Annotated in this window: 18 protein-coding genes; 7 read left to right on the forward strand and 11 right to left on the reverse strand. The window is 58.9% G+C overall.

Annotated features, from left to right (window positions below):
- The first annotated feature begins 2 nt into the window (after positions 1-2).
- Positions 3-221 carry a hypothetical protein gene (locus MHK04_RS10480; RefSeq protein ID WP_023021145.1) on the forward strand — a complete coding sequence of 73 codons (219 nt, stop codon included), beginning with the start codon at positions 3-5 and terminating at the stop codon, positions 219-221.
- A gap of 10 nt (positions 222-231) precedes the next feature.
- Positions 232-939, forward strand: a complete 708-nt coding sequence (locus MHK04_RS10485; protein WP_200288839.1) for an AAA family ATPase — start codon at positions 232-234, stop codon at positions 937-939.
- Positions 940-953: 14 nt separating this feature from the next.
- Here MHK04_RS10485 and MHK04_RS10490 read toward each other — a convergent pair whose 3' ends face one another.
- Positions 954-2,261 (reverse strand): MFS transporter, encoded by a 1,308-nt coding sequence (locus MHK04_RS10490; RefSeq protein ID WP_239207503.1) that lies wholly within the window; start codon positions 2,259-2,261, stop codon positions 954-956.
- A 39-nt stretch (positions 2,262-2,300) separates the two neighbouring features.
- On the opposite strand from MHK04_RS10490, the gene thrC reads away from it, so the two are divergent.
- The 4 genes from thrC to MHK04_RS10510 are packed head-to-tail and all read left to right on the forward strand — an operon-like array spanning position 2,301 to position 5,279.
- Complete coding sequence (gene thrC / locus MHK04_RS10495) at positions 2,301-3,743, forward strand: threonine synthase (protein ID WP_239207504.1); 1,443 nt, start codon at positions 2,301-2,303, stop codon at positions 3,741-3,743.
- A gap of 3 nt (positions 3,744-3,746) precedes the next feature.
- On the forward strand, positions 3,747-3,893 hold the full coding sequence (locus MHK04_RS10500; RefSeq protein ID WP_200288841.1) for a hypothetical protein: 147 nt from the start codon (positions 3,747-3,749) through the stop codon (positions 3,891-3,893).
- A 22-nt stretch (positions 3,894-3,915) separates the two neighbouring features.
- Positions 3,916-4,704 carry a trypsin-like serine protease gene (locus MHK04_RS10505; protein ID WP_239227063.1) on the forward strand — a complete coding sequence of 263 codons (789 nt, stop codon included), beginning with the start codon at positions 3,916-3,918 and terminating at the stop codon, positions 4,702-4,704.
- Positions 4,705-4,733: 29 nt separating this feature from the next.
- Positions 4,734-5,279: an NUDIX hydrolase gene (locus tag MHK04_RS10510; RefSeq protein ID WP_200288843.1), complete on the forward strand. Its 546-nt coding sequence runs from the start codon at positions 4,734-4,736 to the stop codon at positions 5,277-5,279.
- Here MHK04_RS10510 and MHK04_RS10515 read toward each other — a convergent pair.
- The 3 genes from MHK04_RS10515 to glnA form a co-directional block, all read right to left on the reverse strand.
- Entirely contained in the window at positions 5,276-5,656 is a 381-nt protein-coding gene (locus MHK04_RS10515; protein ID WP_023021152.1) for a hypothetical protein, read from the reverse strand. The two genes, MHK04_RS10510 and MHK04_RS10515, sit on opposite strands and share 4 nt — an antisense overlap.
- Positions 5,657-5,730: 74 nt before the next feature.
- A complete protein-coding gene (locus MHK04_RS10520) occupies positions 5,731-6,696 on the reverse strand; it encodes a TDT family transporter (protein ID WP_200288844.1) in 966 nt (321 codons plus the stop codon).
- A 241-nt stretch (positions 6,697-6,937) separates the two neighbouring features.
- A complete protein-coding gene (gene glnA, locus MHK04_RS10525) occupies positions 6,938-8,371 on the reverse strand; it encodes a type I glutamate--ammonia ligase (protein WP_239207505.1) in 1,434 nt (477 codons plus the stop codon).
- A gap of 118 nt (positions 8,372-8,489) precedes the next feature.
- Between glnA and MHK04_RS10530 the strand changes: the two genes are divergently transcribed.
- Entirely contained in the window at positions 8,490-8,963 is a 474-nt protein-coding gene (locus MHK04_RS10530) for an RDD family protein (RefSeq protein ID WP_023021155.1), read from the forward strand.
- Between the two features lie 76 nt (positions 8,964-9,039).
- Here the strand turns inward: MHK04_RS10530 and MHK04_RS10535 are convergent, their stop codons facing one another.
- From MHK04_RS10535 to sucB, 7 genes are all read right to left on the reverse strand, one after another.
- The gene (locus MHK04_RS10535) at positions 9,040-9,825 is read right to left on the reverse strand and encodes a DUF4191 domain-containing protein (RefSeq protein WP_239207506.1); all 786 of its coding nucleotides are present in this window, start codon (positions 9,823-9,825) and stop codon (positions 9,040-9,042) included.
- Positions 9,826-9,906: 81 nt separating this feature from the next.
- A complete protein-coding gene (gene lipA, locus MHK04_RS10540) occupies positions 9,907-10,971 on the reverse strand; it encodes a lipoyl synthase (protein WP_023021157.1) in 1,065 nt (354 codons plus the stop codon).
- A gap of 121 nt (positions 10,972-11,092) precedes the next feature.
- Positions 11,093-11,902, reverse strand: coding sequence for a lipoyl(octanoyl) transferase LipB (lipB, locus tag MHK04_RS10545; protein WP_239207507.1), 810 nt, complete (start codon positions 11,900-11,902; stop codon positions 11,093-11,095).
- Positions 11,903-11,982: 80 nt separating this feature from the next.
- Complete coding sequence (gcvH, locus tag MHK04_RS10550; RefSeq protein WP_239207508.1) at positions 11,983-12,375, reverse strand: glycine cleavage system protein GcvH; 393 nt, start codon at positions 12,373-12,375, stop codon at positions 11,983-11,985.
- 36 nt (positions 12,376-12,411) lie between these two features.
- Complete coding sequence (gene gcvT / locus MHK04_RS10555; protein WP_239207509.1) at positions 12,412-13,524, reverse strand: glycine cleavage system aminomethyltransferase GcvT; 1,113 nt, start codon at positions 13,522-13,524, stop codon at positions 12,412-12,414.
- A gap of 2 nt (positions 13,525-13,526) precedes the next feature.
- Positions 13,527-16,370 (reverse strand): aminomethyl-transferring glycine dehydrogenase, encoded by a 2,844-nt coding sequence (gcvP, locus tag MHK04_RS10560; protein ID WP_239207510.1) that lies wholly within the window; start codon positions 16,368-16,370, stop codon positions 13,527-13,529.
- 292 nt (positions 16,371-16,662) lie between these two features.
- Positions 16,663-17,836: 2-oxoglutarate dehydrogenase, E2 component, dihydrolipoamide succinyltransferase (gene sucB / locus MHK04_RS10565; protein ID WP_239227066.1), on the reverse strand; the 1,174-nt coding region annotated here is incomplete at its 5' end.

Below are 17,836 nucleotides of genomic sequence, written 5' to 3' on the forward strand. Positions count from 1 at the left end.
CTATGACTTTCAAGTCCACGCTATCGACCGCGGTGGGAGTAATCGCCGCCATCGCCATCCCCATCACCGGTGGGGTAGGAGTGGCCTATGCCGTCAATACCGTGCCGGCCGATACCATCGCCCAATCACTTCCCACTGGTGAACTGGCTGGCCACCTGAAAAACTTTGGTGCGGAAGCTACACGTGAAGACGCGCTGCGCATATTGGATGAGCTGAATTAGTCTAGAGGCCATGCTGATTGATGCCCTAAGCCTGAAATTTAAGCCCGATGACTACAGGGCAAAGCTGCCGGTTTTCGATTACTTGGCCGACCTAGGAAGCTTTAAGCTGCGGAGGCCGGTAACCGTCTTCGTGGGGGAAAACGGCATTGGTAAATCTAGTTTGCTCGCCGGTGTGGCCAGTGATTTGGGCTGCTCTCCCGAAGGTGGACGGATGGACGATCCCGATGAAATCGTTCCCCGCAGCCCCATTCGCTGCGTCACGGATAAAGTCATCCAACGCGCCTATTTCCTACGCGCTGAAAAACACGAGCATCTGATTGCACGCGGAGATTCATCAGACGAACGCGCAGGCCGCTCCACCTTGTCCCAGAATGTAGATTTATCTCGCCGCTCGCACGGACAATCCGTCTTCGACATGCTCTATGAGCACATCAATGGCCAAGGCGTATATGTCCTTGATGAGCCAGAATCGGGACTTTCCGTTATCCGGCAGCTGGCCCTAGTGGGGGAAATAGCCCAAGCGGTTGACCGCGGCGCGCAGATAATCATCGCCACGCACTCGCCAATTCTTTTGGCCTGCCCGGGGGCAGACATTGTGGAACTAAACGATACTGGCTTTGAACGCATCGCCTTCGATGAGGCGGAAGCCGTGGCGGCTACCCGTGAGCTTTTAGCGGATCCTGAAGGAACCATCCACTTTATTGTCAACCCCGAGTAACCATGCTCTGGCCTTTAAGAAACCTCCACGATGGTGACAGAAGGCCCATCCTCGCCAGCGCGGCGCCGCAGGAAGTGGGTGACTACCACACCAATCATGCCGACCACCCACACGGCTAGCACCGCCGCGGAGGCTGCAGTGAAATCCGGCATGGAGTAGTTAGGGGCAGCAGAGGAATGGTCCAGCACCATGCCGAAGAGCTGAGCGCCCAGCATGCCGGAGGTAAACCCGCCCATATTGCCCAGGCCCGTAGCAGTGGCCACCACGGATCGATCCATGCGCTCGCGCACGATATCGAAGCCATAGTTAGCCGTCGGCGTGCAGAGCGCGGTAACGAAGGACACCACCAAAATCGCGGCCAGACCACTGTCGGTGCCGAAGGTAAAGAAAATGAGCCAGGTCAGTACATGGACCGCTACGAAACCCAGGCTGAGCCACGGGCGGACATGCTGTGCTCGGGAGGAAATCTTGCCGTGCAATGGGCCGACGAGGACCAAAAATACCGCCAACAAGGTAAGCACCAGGCTGGACTTCGCCTTGGATAGCTCCATTCCTTGGGTCATCATTGGCATTCCCCAGAGCATGACAAAGACGATGAGCGGGAGCATACCGATGTAGTGAATGAAGTAGGCCTGCCATGCCACTGGGGAGCGGAATACCTTTTTCAGGCGCGCCGGGATGCTGGTGGCCTGAGAGTTGGGCGGTTCTTTTTCCGTAGGGATAATGCCCAGCTTTTCCGGTGAATCTGCCACCGCCACAATCGCGGCGATGGCCACGAGAATGCCCACCGCACCAAGGGTAACGAAGGCGGCGGTCCAGCCGGCTGCGCCCAGTAACCACAAGAAAGGCACTGCGGAGATGAACTGGCCCATCTGCCCGAGCGACGAGGTCACCTGGGTAAACATAGGCGTGCGGTGCAGCGGGAACCAATAGGGAAGGATGCGCATCACGGAGAGAAACGCCGTGGCATCGCCCGCGCCAATAAGTATGCGGGCAGCGATGGCTACGCCGTAGCTGGTGGTAAAACCCAGCACAACCTGGCCGATGCCCATGATGACGGCGCCGACTACCAGGAGCAGGCGTGGGCCAAATTTATCGATCAATATGCCGGTAGGAATTTGGGCTAAGGCATACACGCCCAGCTGCACGGAAGTAAAAACAGCGATACGGCCGGCATCAACATCGAAGCGCTCAATAGCGTCCAGGCCGGCAACGCCAAAAGAGGTACGGCCAGTAATCGCTACGAGGTAGACCGCCATGGCGGCCACCCAAATGCCTAAAGCTTGAGTGGTAATGACTTCTCTGGGATTCGGCTGCGACATGGCTGATACCTTACGCCTTAACTACTAAGATTCTTTTGTGTGAAGTATATTTCGACCCGCGATACCGCCCGTCAGCCCGCATCTTTTACGGATATTCTCCTTGGCGGGCTTGCCCCCGATGGAGGTTTGTACCTGCCAGAGAGCTACCCGCAGTTGGATTTCGCCACTTTAAATTCATGGCGGACGCTCCTTGCGGATGAAGGCTATGCGGCACTCGCGGCCGAGGTGCTCAAGCTTTTCATTGACGATATTCCAGCGCAAGATATCGAGGATATCGCCGCCCGGGCCTATACCAGCCCCAAGTTTGCACACCCCGAGATCGTCCCCGTTACCGAACTGGGGGAGGGCCTTTTTATCGGGCACCTTTCTGAAGGACCTACTGCGGCATTTAAAGACATGGCCATGCAGCTTTTGGGGGAGCTTTTTGAATATGAGCTCGCCCGCCGCGGGGAGACGCTGAATATTTTGGGCGCTACCTCTGGTGATACGGGTTCTTCAGCAGAGTATGCGATGCGAGGTCGCCAGGGCATTCGCGTTTTTATGCTCACCCCGGCCGGCCGCATGACGGCCTTCCAGCAGGCACAGATGTTTGGTTTGGATGACCCGAATATCTTCAACATTGCCCTTGATGGCGTCTTTGATGATTGCCAGGATGTGGTCAAGGCGGTCTCGGGAGATGCCGACTTTAAGTCCACCTACCGTATCGGTGCGGTCAATTCCATTAACTGGGCGCGGCTTATGGCCCAGGTGATCTACTACATCTCCTGCTGGCTGAAGGTCACCGACAATGCCGAGCAGAAGGTTTCCTTCAGCGTTCCTACCGGCAACTTTGGCGATATCTGCGCCGGCCACATCGCCCGCCAGATGGGGCTTCCCATCGATCGTCTCATCGTGGCTACCAATGAAAATGACGTGCTAGATGAGTTTTTCCGCACAGGAAACTACCGTCCGCGCCCTGCCGCAGAAACCATGGCTACGTCTTCGCCGTCGATGGATATCTCGCGTGCCTCTAATTTTGAGCGGTTTGTGTTCGACTTGCTCGGCCGCGATGCAGCCCAAGCAGCGGAGCTTTTTGGCACGAAGGTCAAAGAGGGCGGTTTCAGCCTCAACCAAGAGAAAGTCGCCGCCGCCGGTCAAGAGTACGGATTCCTATCTGGCTCCTCCAGCCACGCCGATCGCCTCGCCACCATCAAAGACGTGCACGAGCGTTTCAACTACCTGGTGGATCCGCACACGGCCGATGGCATTAAGGTCGCCCGCGGGGCGCAGCGCGAAGGCGTGGAGACGCCCATCGTATGCTTGGAGACTGCACTGCCGGTGAAGTTTGCAGAGACCATCATAGAGGCCATTGGCTCTGCCCCCGAGCCGCCTGAGCGTTTTGCTGGCATTCTCGATACTGAGCGGCATGTTAAGGACTTGCCCAATGATGCTGCGGTGGTCAAGGATTACATCACCACGTCGATTCAGAAAACGGAGGTTTAGCTCATGGCCCTAGAAAATTTTGCCGGCCCAGAACACTACACCGAGTTTGACCCAGAAAAGTTCATCCGCGATCTCAAGGCCCAGGCGGAGATGGCTACGGATGAGGATGCTAAGGACGACGCCGGGGATGCGGGCGCGGATAGCAACTAGCGTTGGTGCAGTCTGCACGGCCGTGCTCCTCGCGGCCTGCAGCCCGATTCGGGGTGGGGAAGAACCAAGTTTTTCTGCCCTGTCTTATAAAAACCTCATTCCTAATGAGGTCTATTCCCCGGCCGTGGCGCCGATCGCGCCGGGCACGGCTCTTGAGCTCTCCGGCGATGACCCGCAGCCGGGTGCTTATTTCCAGTACCACTCTTGTACGGCGGCATGGTCATTTACGCTTGCCGACGCCCGCACCATCGCCGTTACCGCCGGCCATTGCGGCAAACCTCACGATAAGGTCTGGGCTGGCTCTGCCGACGGTGAGTTCAAATATCCTGCCGAGCCCATTGGTGAGGTCATTTATTCTGATAACTACGCCGAAAAGAGTTATGACCTCGACGTAGCTTTTATCGAAATCACCGGCAGTGCTGATTACTATGTCCCCGGGGAAGTAGACAATACCGTCGCCACCTCGCTGGCTCATCTGCCGCAGAAGGTGTGCAAGCTGGGCGTGGTTACTAATGAGACGTGTGGATCGCTATCCCATGATGCGGAAATTGCGCAGCTTACCTGGCAGGACCGCCAGTGGGATTCGCTTGCTGCACGGGCACACGTGTGCAGTACCAATGGCGATTCGGGCGGGCCGGTCTATGGCGAGGTAGAAGGCAAACAGACCATCGTGGGCGTGGTCTCCGGAACGACGCAATCCCTCGAAGAAGGGCGTTCCTGCGAGAACACACAGACGGATATGGAGCTGACTTTCACCTTGGCTACCGATATTCAACGGCTTGCCAAGAAGGTTCTAGGCCCGATGGCCTAGATCGGCAGCACTGATCTACCCTAGGTGGCATGCCGACTCCAGATTTCATTGTTCAGCTGCGCGAAAAGATTGGTCAGGATCAGATCTTCGTGCCGGCCTGTAGCGCCATTATCCTCCGCGATGTACCCGCAGATGCCGCATTGTGGGAGGTTCCTTCCGTGCTCCTAGTCAAGCGCTCCGATAATGGTGTGTGGACACCGGTGGAAGGAATCTGTGAGCCGGGCGAGGAAATTACCACCACTGCGCTGCGAGAGGTCAAAGAAGAAGTCGGACTCGAGGCCAAGGTGGAAGCGCTTTTGGGCGTAGGGCAAACCGGCCCAGTGACCTATCCCAATGGCGATGAGTGCACCTTCATGGGAACGGCGCTGCGTGTATCGGTAGCAGAGGGCGCAGAGCCGGTCATTAGTGATGAAGAAAATACCGAGGCGGATTGGTTCTCGGTGGCGAAGCTTCCCGATAGCGTTTCGCGCCGCCACCGCCTCATGATTGCTGACGCAGTAGCCCAGATGAAACATCCCCGCGGCTTTGTTCCACGTATGGGCTGGATGAAGCGCAGCGAGCAACCAGGGCTTTAGGTCGGCTTTGTTGCGGCGTCGGCAAGCAGCTTGCACAGATGCTGCGGATTGCGGGCGGCGATAAGCTCTTGTGCAATGCAGTCGCGCGCAGTAGCGATGTCTTCTTTATCGCCGCAGGCAATCACCGCAGTATTAATGGTGATGAGGACCTTGCCCTGTCGCGCCAACTCATAGAAAAGCGGGCAATCATCTGCACTCCAGCGCCATGCTGTGGCGTAGAAGTCCCGTGCGCCTTGGCCCAGCCACGACGTCTCCAAGAGCAGGTGCTCGCCGTAGAGATAGATGCCGTTTCGCTGCACGCCGGCGAGTACCTGTCTTACTGCAGTCAGGTCCGCGCATTCCCAAGCGATGAAGGTGATGGGGGAGGAACTATACATCACCGGCGACCGTTGCGGCGCTTCGAATCTTCAAAGCTGGAGTCTCGCATAGTGGCTGCTCCTCTTTGCTCCTTTTATTGGCCTGTAGTGATAAGTGGCTCTTCAGGGCCTGTTTGCTTTTTGCCTTCCCATACCCAGCTCAGGAAGCGGGTGGAGCACAGCATCCAGTGCGCGGTGAGGAGAACCGGGATGGTGAGCGCAATGGCGTCGATAAGCTCGGAGCCATTGACCAATGCCAGCTGGTGGCCGCCCATGCTGACGGTTCCCGGCGGGAAGGTGCACGACCACCAGGCAGGGGAATAGGGGACCCACCGAGCTACATTGGGATAGAAGGTAAACATCGCGTAGATGGATAGCGGAATGGCGATGATGAGGGCAGTCAGGCCGTAATAAATGGATACCGGGCCGGGGAAAAGAATCTGCATAGCCGTGGTGGACTGGCCTACCACGCCTAGTGGTACCCAGGCAGTGGCTGATTTCGCGCCGGTAAAATCCACCTTCCCGTGCCATGCGGCCCAGTACACGCGAGCAAAGGTCGGCACCGCCGTTACCAGGGACATGAAGAAAAATATCGTGCCCATTACGTGGTAGAACTGGCCGTAATCGTGAGCCAGCCAACCAGAAACCGAGGCCGAAATCATGGGGCCAACCAGTGGCAGGCCCCAGGTGAACTTCGGCTCGCCATCAAAGCGTGTGAGCTGGATAGCCCACGTGATAACCGTAATTGGGCCACCGATCCAAAAGCCTATGAGGCGGAAAGTAGGAATGTCCGTGAGCCCGGAAAGCGCGGCGCCGAGCGCCAAGATTCCGATGAAAAACATCGACCATTCCGCCATTGTGGTGCGCTCGAAGCTGGGATGGCGGTAGCGCAAGAAACCCGCGGTGAGGACGACAAAGATGACGCACGCAATGGCGGCAAAAATGCCGGCCAGGATCATCATGCCTTCTTCCACGAGTAGGCGCGAAACGATGGAGGTGCCCATGAGGCTGCCTCCCCACGCGGGGCCGGGGGCTGGGAGTTGGCGGAATCTATCAGTCACACCCACATGTTAATTTCTTTCGGTCGGGTTATCAGAATTTTGCTCTCGTTTGGGCTGGTGAGAACTCTCGCTAAGTATGGATTTAGGGGCGGGGGTCAAGCCTAGATCATCTTGTGGCATCGATCGCATCTCGCGGGGTCGGCTTAGAAAAAGCAAGTCCCGAGACCCACTGAAGGTCTCGGGACTGAGCTTTGTAGGCGCGTGCCCTTTCGTCCCCTATAGGACGCTGGCTAGCGCAGCTTTAGCAATCGAAATACATCTCAAATTCCTGCGGGGTCGGGCGCAGGCGAACGGGGTTAATCTCGTTCTCGTACTTGTAGTTGATGTAGGTCTCGATGAGGTCCTCGGTGAAAACATCGCCTTCGGTGAGGAAGTCCATGTCCTCCTGCAGGGCCTTGAGGGAAGCCTCGAGGGAGGTCGGGGCCTGCGGGATGGATTCAGCTTCTGCAGGCGGCAGCTCGTAGAGGTCCTTATCTACCGGAGCGTGTGGCTCGATGCGGTTCTTTACGCCGTCGATGCCGGCCATCATCATGGCGGCAAAGCCCAAGTACGGGTTGCCGGATGGGTCCGGAGCGCGGAATTCGATGCGCTTAGCCTTCGGGTTGGAACCGGTAATCGGGATACGGATTGCAGCGGAGCGATTGCGCTGGGAGTAGACCAGGTTAATCGGAGCCTCGAAGCCTGGGACCAGACGGTGATAGGAGTTCAGCGTTGGGTTGGTGAACGCAAGCACAGCACCAGCGTGGTGGAGGATGCCGCCAATATAGTAGCGGGCGATATCGGAAAGACCTGCGTAGCCGGCTTCATCGTGGAACAGCGGCTTGCCGTCCTTCCACAGGGACATGTGGGCGTGCATGCCGGAACCATTATCGCCGGCCAACGGCTTGGGCATGAAGGTGGCGGTCTTGCCCCACTGCGCTGCGGTCTGCTTGACCACGTACTTGAAGGTCTGAATGTCATCGCCCGCGTGCAACATGGAATTGAAGCGGTAGTTGATTTCGTTCTGGCCGGCGCCCACCTCGTGGTGGAAGCGCTCGATGTGGAAGCCTACCTTTTGCAGGTTTTCCACCATGGCGTCGCGCACTTCACCGTGCTTGTCATACGGAGCGGTGGGGAAGTAGCCGCCCTTCAGGCGGGTCTTGTAGCCGGTGTTCGGGGTGCCGTCGAAGTTGGTTTCGCTATCGCGGTTCCACCAACCTTCATCGGAATCAACCTCGTAAAAGCCGTGCTGGACGTCGGTGCCAAAGCGTACGGAGTCAAAGAGGTAGAACTCGGCCTCAGCGCCAAAGTTGCAGGTATCGGCGATGCCGGTGGACTGCAGGTACTCTTCCGCCTTGCGCGCGATGTTGCGCGGGTCGCGGGAGAACGGTTCAAAGGTAAATGGGTCGTGGACGAAGAACTTGATATTCAGGGTCTTGGCCGTGCGGAACGGATCAATATGCGCGGTGGCTGGATCCGGCAGCAGGGTCATATCGGACTCATCGATGGTGGTGAATCCGCGGATAGAGGAGCCGTCGAAAGCGAGGCCGCTTTCGGCATCTTCTACGGTGAACTCTTCTGCTGGGATGGAAAAGTGGTGCTCGGTGCCTGGGACGTCCGTAAAACGGATATCGACGAATTTTACGTCCTCGTCCTTAATAAACTGGACGATGTCCTGCACTGTCTCGAAAGACACGTTTGTCTCCTCGTTGTTGACCGGTGAATTGTCTCTCTATAGCCTACTAGGTTCTCGCCCTAGGGATTGCGATTCCCCTCGTTTCACATCTCACTTTCCGCCCGCTAGATTGGTGAGCATGGCAGATAAGCGTACGTGGCTCGACGGCCCAAATATTCCGGGCGAATACGATGATATGGAAGGCCCCGGTCGCTGGCCGGGAGAAAAGCTGGGTCTTCCGGAGTCCGGACCGGGGTCACTAGCTTCCGTTGGCCGCCGCGCCGGCGCTGTGGCGATTGACTGGATCGTGTGCATGCTCATCGCCAACCTCATCCACATGTTTACTACGGAACTCGGCGGTGTGGCTTTCTTGGGCTACGCCCTCTGGGTCATCATGGGCATCGTGTGTGGTTGGCTCTTTGCTCGCACCCCCGGCATGCTGCTGTTGGGTATGGGCGTGGCGCGACTCGACGTCCCCGGCGCCCGCGTGGGCCTATGGCGCGCGGCGTTGCGCACGGTGCTCACCGGTGTGCTGTTCCCAGCAGCCATGGTTGATGCGGATGGACGCGGAATGCATGACCGCGCCACCGGTACCATCGTTATTCGCTCCTAAGTCGCCCGGATTTTCCGGGCAAGAGAAAATCCCTGCCACACCTCATATGGTGCGGCAGGGATTCGCTTTAGGCGCCCTACTTATTCTTTTTGCGCTGCTGGGCGCGGCGCATGCGGCGGTTCATGCCGGCCATGTTCTGCGCCTGGTGGGGCATTGGACCCTTGGGCATGCCCGGGGTGGTGCCCGGCATGGAATCCATGGCTTCGATTCGGCGGATGTTTTCATAGGTCTCGTTCTTATTGAAGTTGCGCGGCAGCTTCATGACCTTATTGCGCAGCTTGGATACGGGGACCTCGTCCTCGCCGTTGCCTACGAAGATCTCGTAGATGGGAACGCCGCCGGCGATCTTGTCTACGCGCTTCTTAAGCTGGTTGAGGGTAGGGCGCACGCGATTCTTATTGCCCTCGCACACGAAGATGACGCCGGCATTGCCGATGACGCGGTGGATAAGATCCTGCTGGCGGGTAGCGGCCACACCGGTCTTTACGGACCACACGATGCCCACGGTATTGCGCAGTTGCTGCTCGAGTGCCCAGCCCGCAGCACCCGGCTGGTCTTCCACGCGCTTGTACATATCGCGCTCCAGGCGGCGGGTGAATAGGAACATTGCGAGCAGCGCGCCGATGCCCAAGCCGAGGATGAGCATGAACCACTGGCCGTGGAAAAGCAGGCCGATCAGGAAGAAAAGCAAGCCCATGCCCAGGAAGGCGCCCAGCATGATGGGGATAAGCGCCTTATCCTGCTTGCGCTGCATATTAAATGCTTGCCACATTTGGGACCAGGTTTGCTTACGCTGCTGGCGCTTGGCCGCGCGTTCTTGCTTCTTTGCAGCCTTTAGTGCTGCCTTGTCATCTTTCGCCATGGCTCCTACTTTAAAGGTCAACGGGCATGAATGTTAAAACGGCCCACGCGGAAAGCGCAGGCCGTTATGAAAACGTGTGGTTTAGCGGACGGTGGCCGCCGCCGAATTCGCATTAGCCGGAGCCTTGGCCATGCGGGTGGTCACGGGTGTTTCTTCCGATGGGCCGTATTTCTCCAGCAGGGTGGAGGCCTCTTGGGCGGTAGCACCCTGGGAGGTTTCCGCCAAGTGCTTGAGGTTTTCCGGCAGCTCGAAGCCGCGCTTTTCCATGGCCTGCACGTAGAGACGGCCGGCGCGGTAGGACGAGCGCACCAGTGGGCCGGACATGACGCCGCCGAAGCCGAGCTCCTTTGCCAGCTTGGAGTGAGCCACAAACTCCTCTGGGCGCACCCAGCGCTCAATCGGGTGGAAGCGCGGGCCGGGGCGCAGGTACTGGGTGATGGTGATGATATCGCAGCCAGCAGAGCGCAGGTCACGCAAAGCTTCCTCGACCTCTTCCTCGGTCTCGCCCATGCCCAAAATCAGGTTGGACTTGGTAATGAGGCCATAATCATGTGCCTGGCGGATGACGTCCAAGGAGCGCTCGTAGCGGAAGGCCGGGCGGATGCGCTTAAAGATGCGCGGCACGGTCTCCAGGTTGTGCGCGAAGACCTCCGGCTTGGCCTCGAAGACCTCCTCCAGCAGGTCTGGCTTGCCAGAGAAATCCGGGGTGAGGTTTTCCACGCCGGTGTGGGGGTTAAGCTCGTGAATCTTGCGCACGACCTCGGCGTAGAGCCATGCACCCTCATCGGGGAGATCATCGCGGGTAACACCGGTAATGGTGGTGTAATTAAGATCCATTTCCCGGATATTTTCGGCTACGCGGCGCGGTTCATCGCGGTCTAGTTCTTCCGGCTTGCCGGTGGCAATATCGCAGAAGTCGCAGCGGCGGGTGCACTTATCGCCACCGATGAGGAAGGTAGCCTCGCGGGATTCCCAGCACTCGTGGATATTCGGGCAACCTGCCTCCTGGCACACGGTGTGCAGGGAGGCCCCAGCCACGCGGGACTTCATGTCCTCATAGCCCGGGCCAGTGCGAACCTGGTTGCGGATCCAGCGTGGCTTTTGTTCGATGGGTGACTCCGCATTCTTCTTTTCAATGCGGAGCATCTTGCGTCCTTCAGGCTTAACAGTCACAAAAACTCACTTTATCGGTTGATGGTGGTGATGGCTAATAGCTCTTCTAGGTATAAGTCGCCGCGGTCACATCCTATTCCGCGCCAGCCCCAAACTAGGGTTCTTGCCGCGCTTGTCGACGCCTCTGTCTAGCCCTTTCATTTGCCACCTTCGTGGGATCAGGGGCTGAGCCAAAGGTGTGGTCGGCGACAATGAGGCGGCCCGAGAGGGCGTCATCAAGCGCCTGCAAAAGCGGTTGGGTGGCATCCTCGAGGCTGACCTGGCGTCCGAGCTCCAGCGATAGGGTGGTGACATCGGCGTCATCGATGCCACAAGCCACGATGTGGTCGTAGTATTCCAGCGTATTGCAGCAGTTAAGCGCCAAACCGTGCATGGTCACCCCGCGAGTAATGCGGATTCCAAGAGCGGCAATCTTGCGGTCACGCTTCGGAGCGGAGGGATCCTTGGCTTCGGTAGTGGAAGGAACCCACACGCCCGAGCGGCCATCGATGCGCCCGGCGGTGGTTACCCCCATCTGGCGGACCGTCTGGATGGTGGCCTCCTCGAGGCGGCGGACATAGTCGACGACGTCGACGGGCTCGGCCAATTTGATAATGGGGTAGATGACCAGCTGGCCTTCGCCATGCCAGGTGATGCGCCCGCCACGGTCAACGGTGATAACGGGCAGGCCGTTATCTGGCATATCTTCCGGTTGGGTGCGCTTGCCGGCGGTATAGATATTGGGGTGTTCGACTACGAGCACCACATCGTCTTGTTCCCCCTTGGCGCGCGCGGCTGCTACCTCGGCCTGGTAGTCCCAGGCCTCCTGGTAGTCCATCCGGCCCAAGAAACGGACCTCTAGTGGTTTATCGGAGGCGCGGATAGAACGCTCGGCGGGGAAGAAAGGATCGCGTGGTGCAGTCATAGACTCAAAGTTTCCTCTGGTGCGGTGGGCAAAGCAAAGCGGGAGGGTGCGCGTGGCACACCCTCCCGCGTGGGGTCGAATTAATCTAGGCCGTTGGCGGATGCATAAGCGGCAGCATCCATGAGCTCGCCGGCCTCATCAACCTCAACCTCGAAAAGCCAGCCCTCGCCGAACGGGTCGTTGTTGATGACAGCGTAGTCATCGTGCACATCCTCGTTAACGGCCTTTACGGTGCCGGTGACAGGGGAGTAGAGGTCAGAGACGGACTTCGTGGATTCGACCTCGCCACAAGACTCGCCGGCGGTAACGGTATCGCCTACCTCCGGCAGTTCGGCGAAGACGACCTCACCGAGGCGGTCAGCAGCCACGGAAGTAATGCCGATGTGCACGGTAGCGCCAGCAACGGCATCGGCGGCAGCGTTGACCCACTCGTGGTCTTCGGAGTAGGAAAAATCTTGAGGAAGGTTAGCCATGGTGATGTGGTCCTTTCGGGCTGGTTGAAAAGATGCTTACTTGTCGCGCTTATAGAACGGCAACGCGGTTACTTCAAAAGGATAGCGCTTACCGCGAATCTCCACCTCTACAGCGGAGCCGGGCTCGAGGTTCGCGCCGGTATTCAGCAGCGCGATGGCCACTGGGTGTCCCAGAGTGGGGGAAGGCTGGCCGGAGGTGACCGTGCCTACCTTCTCATCGCCCACGAAAACCTCGGCACCGGCGCGGGCTGCGCGGCGCTGCTCGGAGGTGAGACCGGTGATCGCTACCTGCGGGCCTTCGGCGGCGCGTTGGCGGACGACCTCGGAGCCGACGAAATCGGCCTCCTTTTTGGCAAAGGCACGGGCCATGCCCGCCTCTACCGGGGTGATGTCGCGGGAGAGCTCGTTGCCGTAAAGAGGCATGCCGGCCTCGAGGCGTAGGGAATCGCGGGCGGCGAGGCCGCACGGCTTGAGGTCGTATTCTGCACCGGCCTTGAGCAGCTCTTCCCACAGCTGCGCGGCATCGGAGTTGTACACAATGAGCTCGAAGCCATCCTCACCGGTGTAGCCGGTGCGCGCGATGATGGCAAAGGTGCGCGCCACCTTACCCATGGTGGCGGCGTAATAGCCGAGGTTGTAGACCTCGTCCTGCTTATTGTCTTCCACCAACGGGACGAGGATTTCTGCGGCCTTAGGACCCTGGACGGCGATCATGGCCACGTCACGGGACTCGTTCTTCAAGGTGACATCGAAGCTCTCGGCGCGCTTGTTGAGCTCGTCCCACACGGTATCGGCGTTGCCGGCATTCGGGACGACGAGGAATTTATCTTCCTCAAAGCGGTAGGTAATGAGGTCATCGATGATGCCGCCGTCCTCGGCGGTGATCATGGAGTACTTGGCCTTGCCCACCTTGAGGGGCTCAAAGTTGGAGATGAAGGCATAGGACAAGAACTTGCCGGCGTCGGCGCCGTTGACCCAGATTTCGCCCATATGAGACAGGTCAAATAGACCGGCGCTGTTGCGTACAGCGCGGTGCTCGTCTAGCTCGTTCTGGTACTTCAGCGGCATGTTCCATGGGCCGAAGGCCGTAAAGGTGGCGCCGAGTTTCTCGTGCTCGGCATTGAGTGGGGAGGTAAGAAGTTCGGTCATGTTTACTCCTCAGAATCGTCGATATCGAATGCTTCCGGCGGCGGGCAGCTGCAGACCAAGTTGCGATCACCATAGGCCTCGTCGATGCGGCGCACCGGCGGGAAGTACTTGTAGCTGTGGCGCAGGGATTTCACTGGCCAAGCGGCTTTTTCCCGGCTGAAGACAAAGTCCCACGTATCGGCGCTAACGGACTCCGCGGTAAACGGAGCATGGTGGATGACGGAGCCTTCGTAGGACACCTGGCCGTCGATGATTTCCTGGATCTCGGCGCGGATGGTGCGCATTGCCTCGATGAAACGATCCAGCTCGCCCAAGTCCTCGGACTCGGTGGGCTCCACCATGAGGGTGCCGGCCACCGGGAAAGCCAGGGTCGGGGCGTGGAAGCCAAAGTCTACGAGGCGCTTGGCGACGTCCGCGGCGGTGACCCCAGAGGCGTCGGTAAGCGCGCGCAGATCCAGGATGCATTCATGGGCCACCAAGCCAGCATTGCCGGTGTAGAGCACAGGGAAGGAATCTTCCAGGGACTTGGCCAGGTAATTTGCGCCCAAAATTGCGTGGGCGGAGGCTTGAGCAAGTCCCTGCGCGCCGCTCATAGCTAGGTATGCCCAGGAAATCGGCAGCACACCGGCCGAGCCGTACTTGGTACTGGTAATAGGCACACCTTGCCCAACCGGGGTAGCAGTGGTTGCATCCAGCTGCGGATCCGCGGCATTGGTGGGCAGGAACGGGATAAGGTGCTCGGCCACTGCTACTGGACCCACGCCTGGGCCGCCACCGCCATGCGGAATGGTAAAGGTCTTGTGCAGGTTGAGGTGGGACACATCGCCGCCGAACTGCCCTGGGCGGGCCCAACCGGTCAGCGCGTTCATATTCGCACCGTCAATGTAGACCTGGCCGCCCACCGCGTGGACCTTATCGCAAACATCGCGAACCTCTGGGTCAAAGACCCCGTGGGTGGACGGGTAGGTCACCATGATGCCGGCGATGTGGTTGCCATGCTTGGCAATCTTTTCATCCAAATCCGCCAGATCAATAGAGCCGTCGTCCGCGGTCTTTACCACCACAACGCGCAGGTTAGCCAGCGTAGCCGAGGCCGCATTCGTGCCGTGTGCGGAAGCCGGGATGAGTACTACATCGCGCTCGTTATCGCCATTGGCTACGTGGTAGCGGCGGATGGCCAAAAGGCCGGCCAGCTCGCCCTGGGATCCGGCGTTGGGCTGGATGGAGACCTTGGCATAGCCGGTGATCTCGGCCAACCAACCTTCAATCTCCTCGACCAGTGCGCGCCAGCCGGCGGTTGTCTCTTCCGGGGCGTAGGGGTGGATGCCAGCAAATTCCGGCCAGGAAATCGGCTCCATGGCGGCGGTGGGGTTGAGCTTCATGGTGCAAGAACCCAGCGGGATCATGGTGCGGTCAAGCGCCAAGTCCTTATCTGCCAGCTTGCGCAAGTAGCGCAACATCTGGGTTTCGGAGTGGATGCGGTTGAAGACCTCGTGCTGGAGCGGTTCCTGGCTGCGCTGCAGGCTCTTAGGCAGGTCGAAGTCAGCCTCAGTCGCCTCGGCACCGAAGGCTTGGGCTAGCTTGGCGACGTCCTCCTTAGTCGCCGACTCACCGAAGGACACCGATACCTTGTCCTCACCGATCGCGCGCACGAGGTATCCCTCCTTCTGGAGGTTTTCCTTGATGCTGGTGGCATCCACGCCGGCGACGGTGACTGTATCGAAGAAGTCTTCAGATACCAGCTGCTTTCCGGCATCCTTGACGGATTGGGCGAAGCTGGAGGCAAGCCCATGCACGCGCTGTGCGATAGCCTTGAGGCCTTGCGGACCGTGGTAGACGGCGTACATGGAGGCGACATTAGCTAGCAACGCCTGCGCAGTACAGATATTAGAGGTGGCGCGCTCGCGGCGAATGTGCTGCTCGCGAGTCTGCAGTGCCAAGCGGTAGGCCGGGCGACCATCCGCGTCCTTAGAAACACCGACGATGCGGCCAGGCATCTGCCGTTTGAGTTTTTCTGTAACCGCCATATAAGCAGCGTGCGGGCCACCGAAGAAGAGCGGCACGCCGAAGCGCTGGGAGGAACCGAGTACAATATCGGCGCCCAGTGAGCCAGGGCCTTCCAAGAGAAGCAGGGAAAGCGGGTCGGTGACCACAGCGGCTAGCGCGCCGCGGGTATGCAGCTCTTCGATGAGGGAAGAGGGATCAAAAATGTCGCCCTCGGTGCCGGTGTAGGCAATGACGGCGCCAATGAGGTCCTCGCCTACGAGGCCTTCGCGCAGGTCGACGATTTCCACCTCGAGGTCAATCGCGCGGGCACGCTCCGCGGCGACGGTAAGCACCTGCGGGTGCAGGCGGGAATCGAGCACTACACGGCGGCCCTTCTTTACCGCACGGGACATAAGGCCCACGGCCTCAGCCGCGGCAGAAGCCTCATCCAAGAGAGAGGCATTCGCAATCGGTAGTCCAGTGAGGGATTCAATCATGGTCTGGAAATTCAGCAGCGCTTCCAGACGCCCCTGGGAAATCTCCGGCTGGTACGGCGTATAAGCGGTATACCAACCAGCATCTTCTAGCAGACCGCGGCGGATGACCGCTGGGGTAAGGGTATCTGAAAAGCCCTGACCATAGAAAGGCTTTAGCACAGTGTTCTGGTTGGCGTACTCCCGCAACGTAGCCTGTGCTTCATCCTCCGAGAGTGCCTCAGGAAGCTGAGGCAATTCTGCGGCGCGGATCTTGGAGGGAATGGCGGCATCGACCAGCGCGTCCACGCTGTCGTAGCCTACCTTCGCAAGCATGGTGGCCTGCTCCGTAGAATCCGGCCCTAGGTGGCGGGAGATGAATTCCATGTCAGTGAGACTCCTTAGTGGGGGACAATGGCTATAACCGCCCTAATTATATGTTTAATAATGGGTGAGCCGATCCCCCTTGAGAAACTTTTATGCACCGCATCACTGTCTAAGGTGGCTCCAAAGGCGCTCACCACGGGCTTAGTGGGAACGACCGCGAAAAGCCTCGAATAAAACGGGATGGATGGTTCAGCTAAAGGCGGATCTATCACCCCCACTTGGCACCCCAGACATGGCAAAAGCCTCCCAGCCCCGCGGTGGGGCTGGAAGGCTTTAAGCGGCGATAGAACCTTTAGACTTCGAGGTCTGCCTGGAAGTCCGCGGTCTGCAGGCGATCCTTGATGGTGGTGATGAAGCGGCCTGCGTCCGCACCGTCAACCACCTGGTGATCGTAGGTGAATGGCAGGTAGCACATCTGGCGGATGGCAATGGCATCCTGGCCGTTTTCGTTGACAACCACCGGACGCTTCTCAATGGCTGCGGTACCCAGAATGCCGGCCTGTGGCGGAACCAAGATCGGGGTATCGAGCATGGCGCCCTCGGAACCGATGTTGGTCACGGTGAAGGTAGCACCGGTCAGATCGTTCGGCTTCAGCTTGTTATTGCGGGCCTTATCAGCCAGCTCCGCAATCTGCTGCGCGATCTGCGGCAGGGTCATGTCCTGTGCCTTGTGGATGACCGGGGTGAGCAGACCCTTCGGAGTATCAACAGCGATAGCGATGTTGACGTCCGCGTGGTAGGTCATCTCCTTGGTTTCTGGGTTATAAGACGCATTGACGTTCGGGTGGGAGACTAGGGCCTCAGCGGTAGCCTTCACGATGAATGGCAGGAAGGACAGGTTGGCACCGTGCTTGTCGATGAATGCCTGCTTGTTCTTCTTGCGCATATCCCAGATGGCAGTCATGTCGACTTCCTGTACGTGGGTAAGCTGTGCGGAAATCTGCAGCGCCTCTACCATCTTGGAGGCGGTGATTTCGCGAATGCGGTTAACCTTCTGGGTGGTGCCGATAAGCTCCTGCTTCGCCGGATCCACAGACTTGGTGGACCAACGAGCGCGTGGGGAGTTGTCGGATTGCGCACCAGACTTGGCAGGTGCGTCTCCCTCGCCAGCGGCAGCAAGCACGTCCTGCTTGCGGATACGGCCACCGACGCCGGTGCCCTCAACGTTGTTGAGGTCTACGCCGTGCTTGTCAGCCAGCTTGCGTACCAGTGGGGTGACATAAGGAACGTTGTCGCCGTTGTTGACCTTAGCGGAGGTATTGAGAGAAGAATCCTGCTGGGTTTCCTTCTTGTCCTCTGCCTTTGGCTCCGGCTTCTTGTCTTCCTCTGCCTTTGGCTCTTCCTTCTTTTCTTCTTCCTTTGGTTCTGGCTTGGAGTCGGAGGAGGATGCGGAGGCGTTTTCGTCGCCGATGCGGGCGATGACTGCGCCTACCTCGATGGTGTCATCTTCGTCGGCGAGGATTTCT

It is taken from the genome of Corynebacterium nasorum (genome assembly GCF_022345765.1).
Classification (GTDB): Bacteria; Actinomycetota; Actinomycetes; order Mycobacteriales; family Mycobacteriaceae; genus Corynebacterium; species Corynebacterium kefirresidentii.

Excerpts from the sequence above, each read along its gene's own strand:
- MHK04_RS10490 (WP_239207503.1), bottom strand. The coding sequence starts at position 2,261 with ATGTCGCAGCCGAATCCCAGAGAAGTCATTACCACTCAAGCTTTAGGC.
- MHK04_RS10535 (WP_239207506.1), bottom strand. The coding sequence starts at position 9,825 with ATGGCGAAAGATGACAAGGCAGCACTAAAGGCTGCAAAGAAGCAAGAA.
- MHK04_RS10515 (WP_023021152.1), bottom strand. The coding sequence starts at position 5,656 with ATGTATAGTTCCTCCCCCATCACCTTCATCGCTTGGGAATGCGCGGAC.
- MHK04_RS10480 (WP_023021145.1), top strand. The coding sequence starts at position 3 with ATGACTTTCAAGTCCACGCTATCGACCGCGGTGGGAGTAATCGCCGCC.
- MHK04_RS10510 (WP_200288843.1), top strand. The coding sequence starts at position 4,734 with ATGCCGACTCCAGATTTCATTGTTCAGCTGCGCGAAAAGATTGGTCAG.
- gcvT (WP_239207509.1), bottom strand. The coding sequence starts at position 13,524 with ATGACCGAACTTCTTACCTCCCCACTCAATGCCGAGCACGAGAAACTC.
- lipA (WP_023021157.1), bottom strand. The coding sequence starts at position 10,971 with ATGCTCCGCATTGAAAAGAAGAATGCGGAGTCACCCATCGAACAAAAG.
- lipB (WP_239207507.1), bottom strand. The coding sequence starts at position 11,902 with ATGACTGCACCACGCGATCCTTTCTTCCCCGCCGAGCGTTCTATCCGC.
- MHK04_RS10500 (WP_200288841.1), top strand. The coding sequence starts at position 3,747 with ATGGCCCTAGAAAATTTTGCCGGCCCAGAACACTACACCGAGTTTGAC.
- gcvP (WP_239207510.1), bottom strand. The coding sequence starts at position 16,370 with ATGGAATTCATCTCCCGCCACCTAGGGCCGGATTCTACGGAGCAGGCC.
- MHK04_RS10530 (WP_023021155.1), top strand. The coding sequence starts at position 8,490 with ATGGCAGATAAGCGTACGTGGCTCGACGGCCCAAATATTCCGGGCGAA.
- MHK04_RS10485 (WP_200288839.1), top strand. The coding sequence starts at position 232 with ATGCTGATTGATGCCCTAAGCCTGAAATTTAAGCCCGATGACTACAGG.
- gcvH (WP_239207508.1), bottom strand. The coding sequence starts at position 12,375 with ATGGCTAACCTTCCTCAAGATTTTTCCTACTCCGAAGACCACGAGTGG.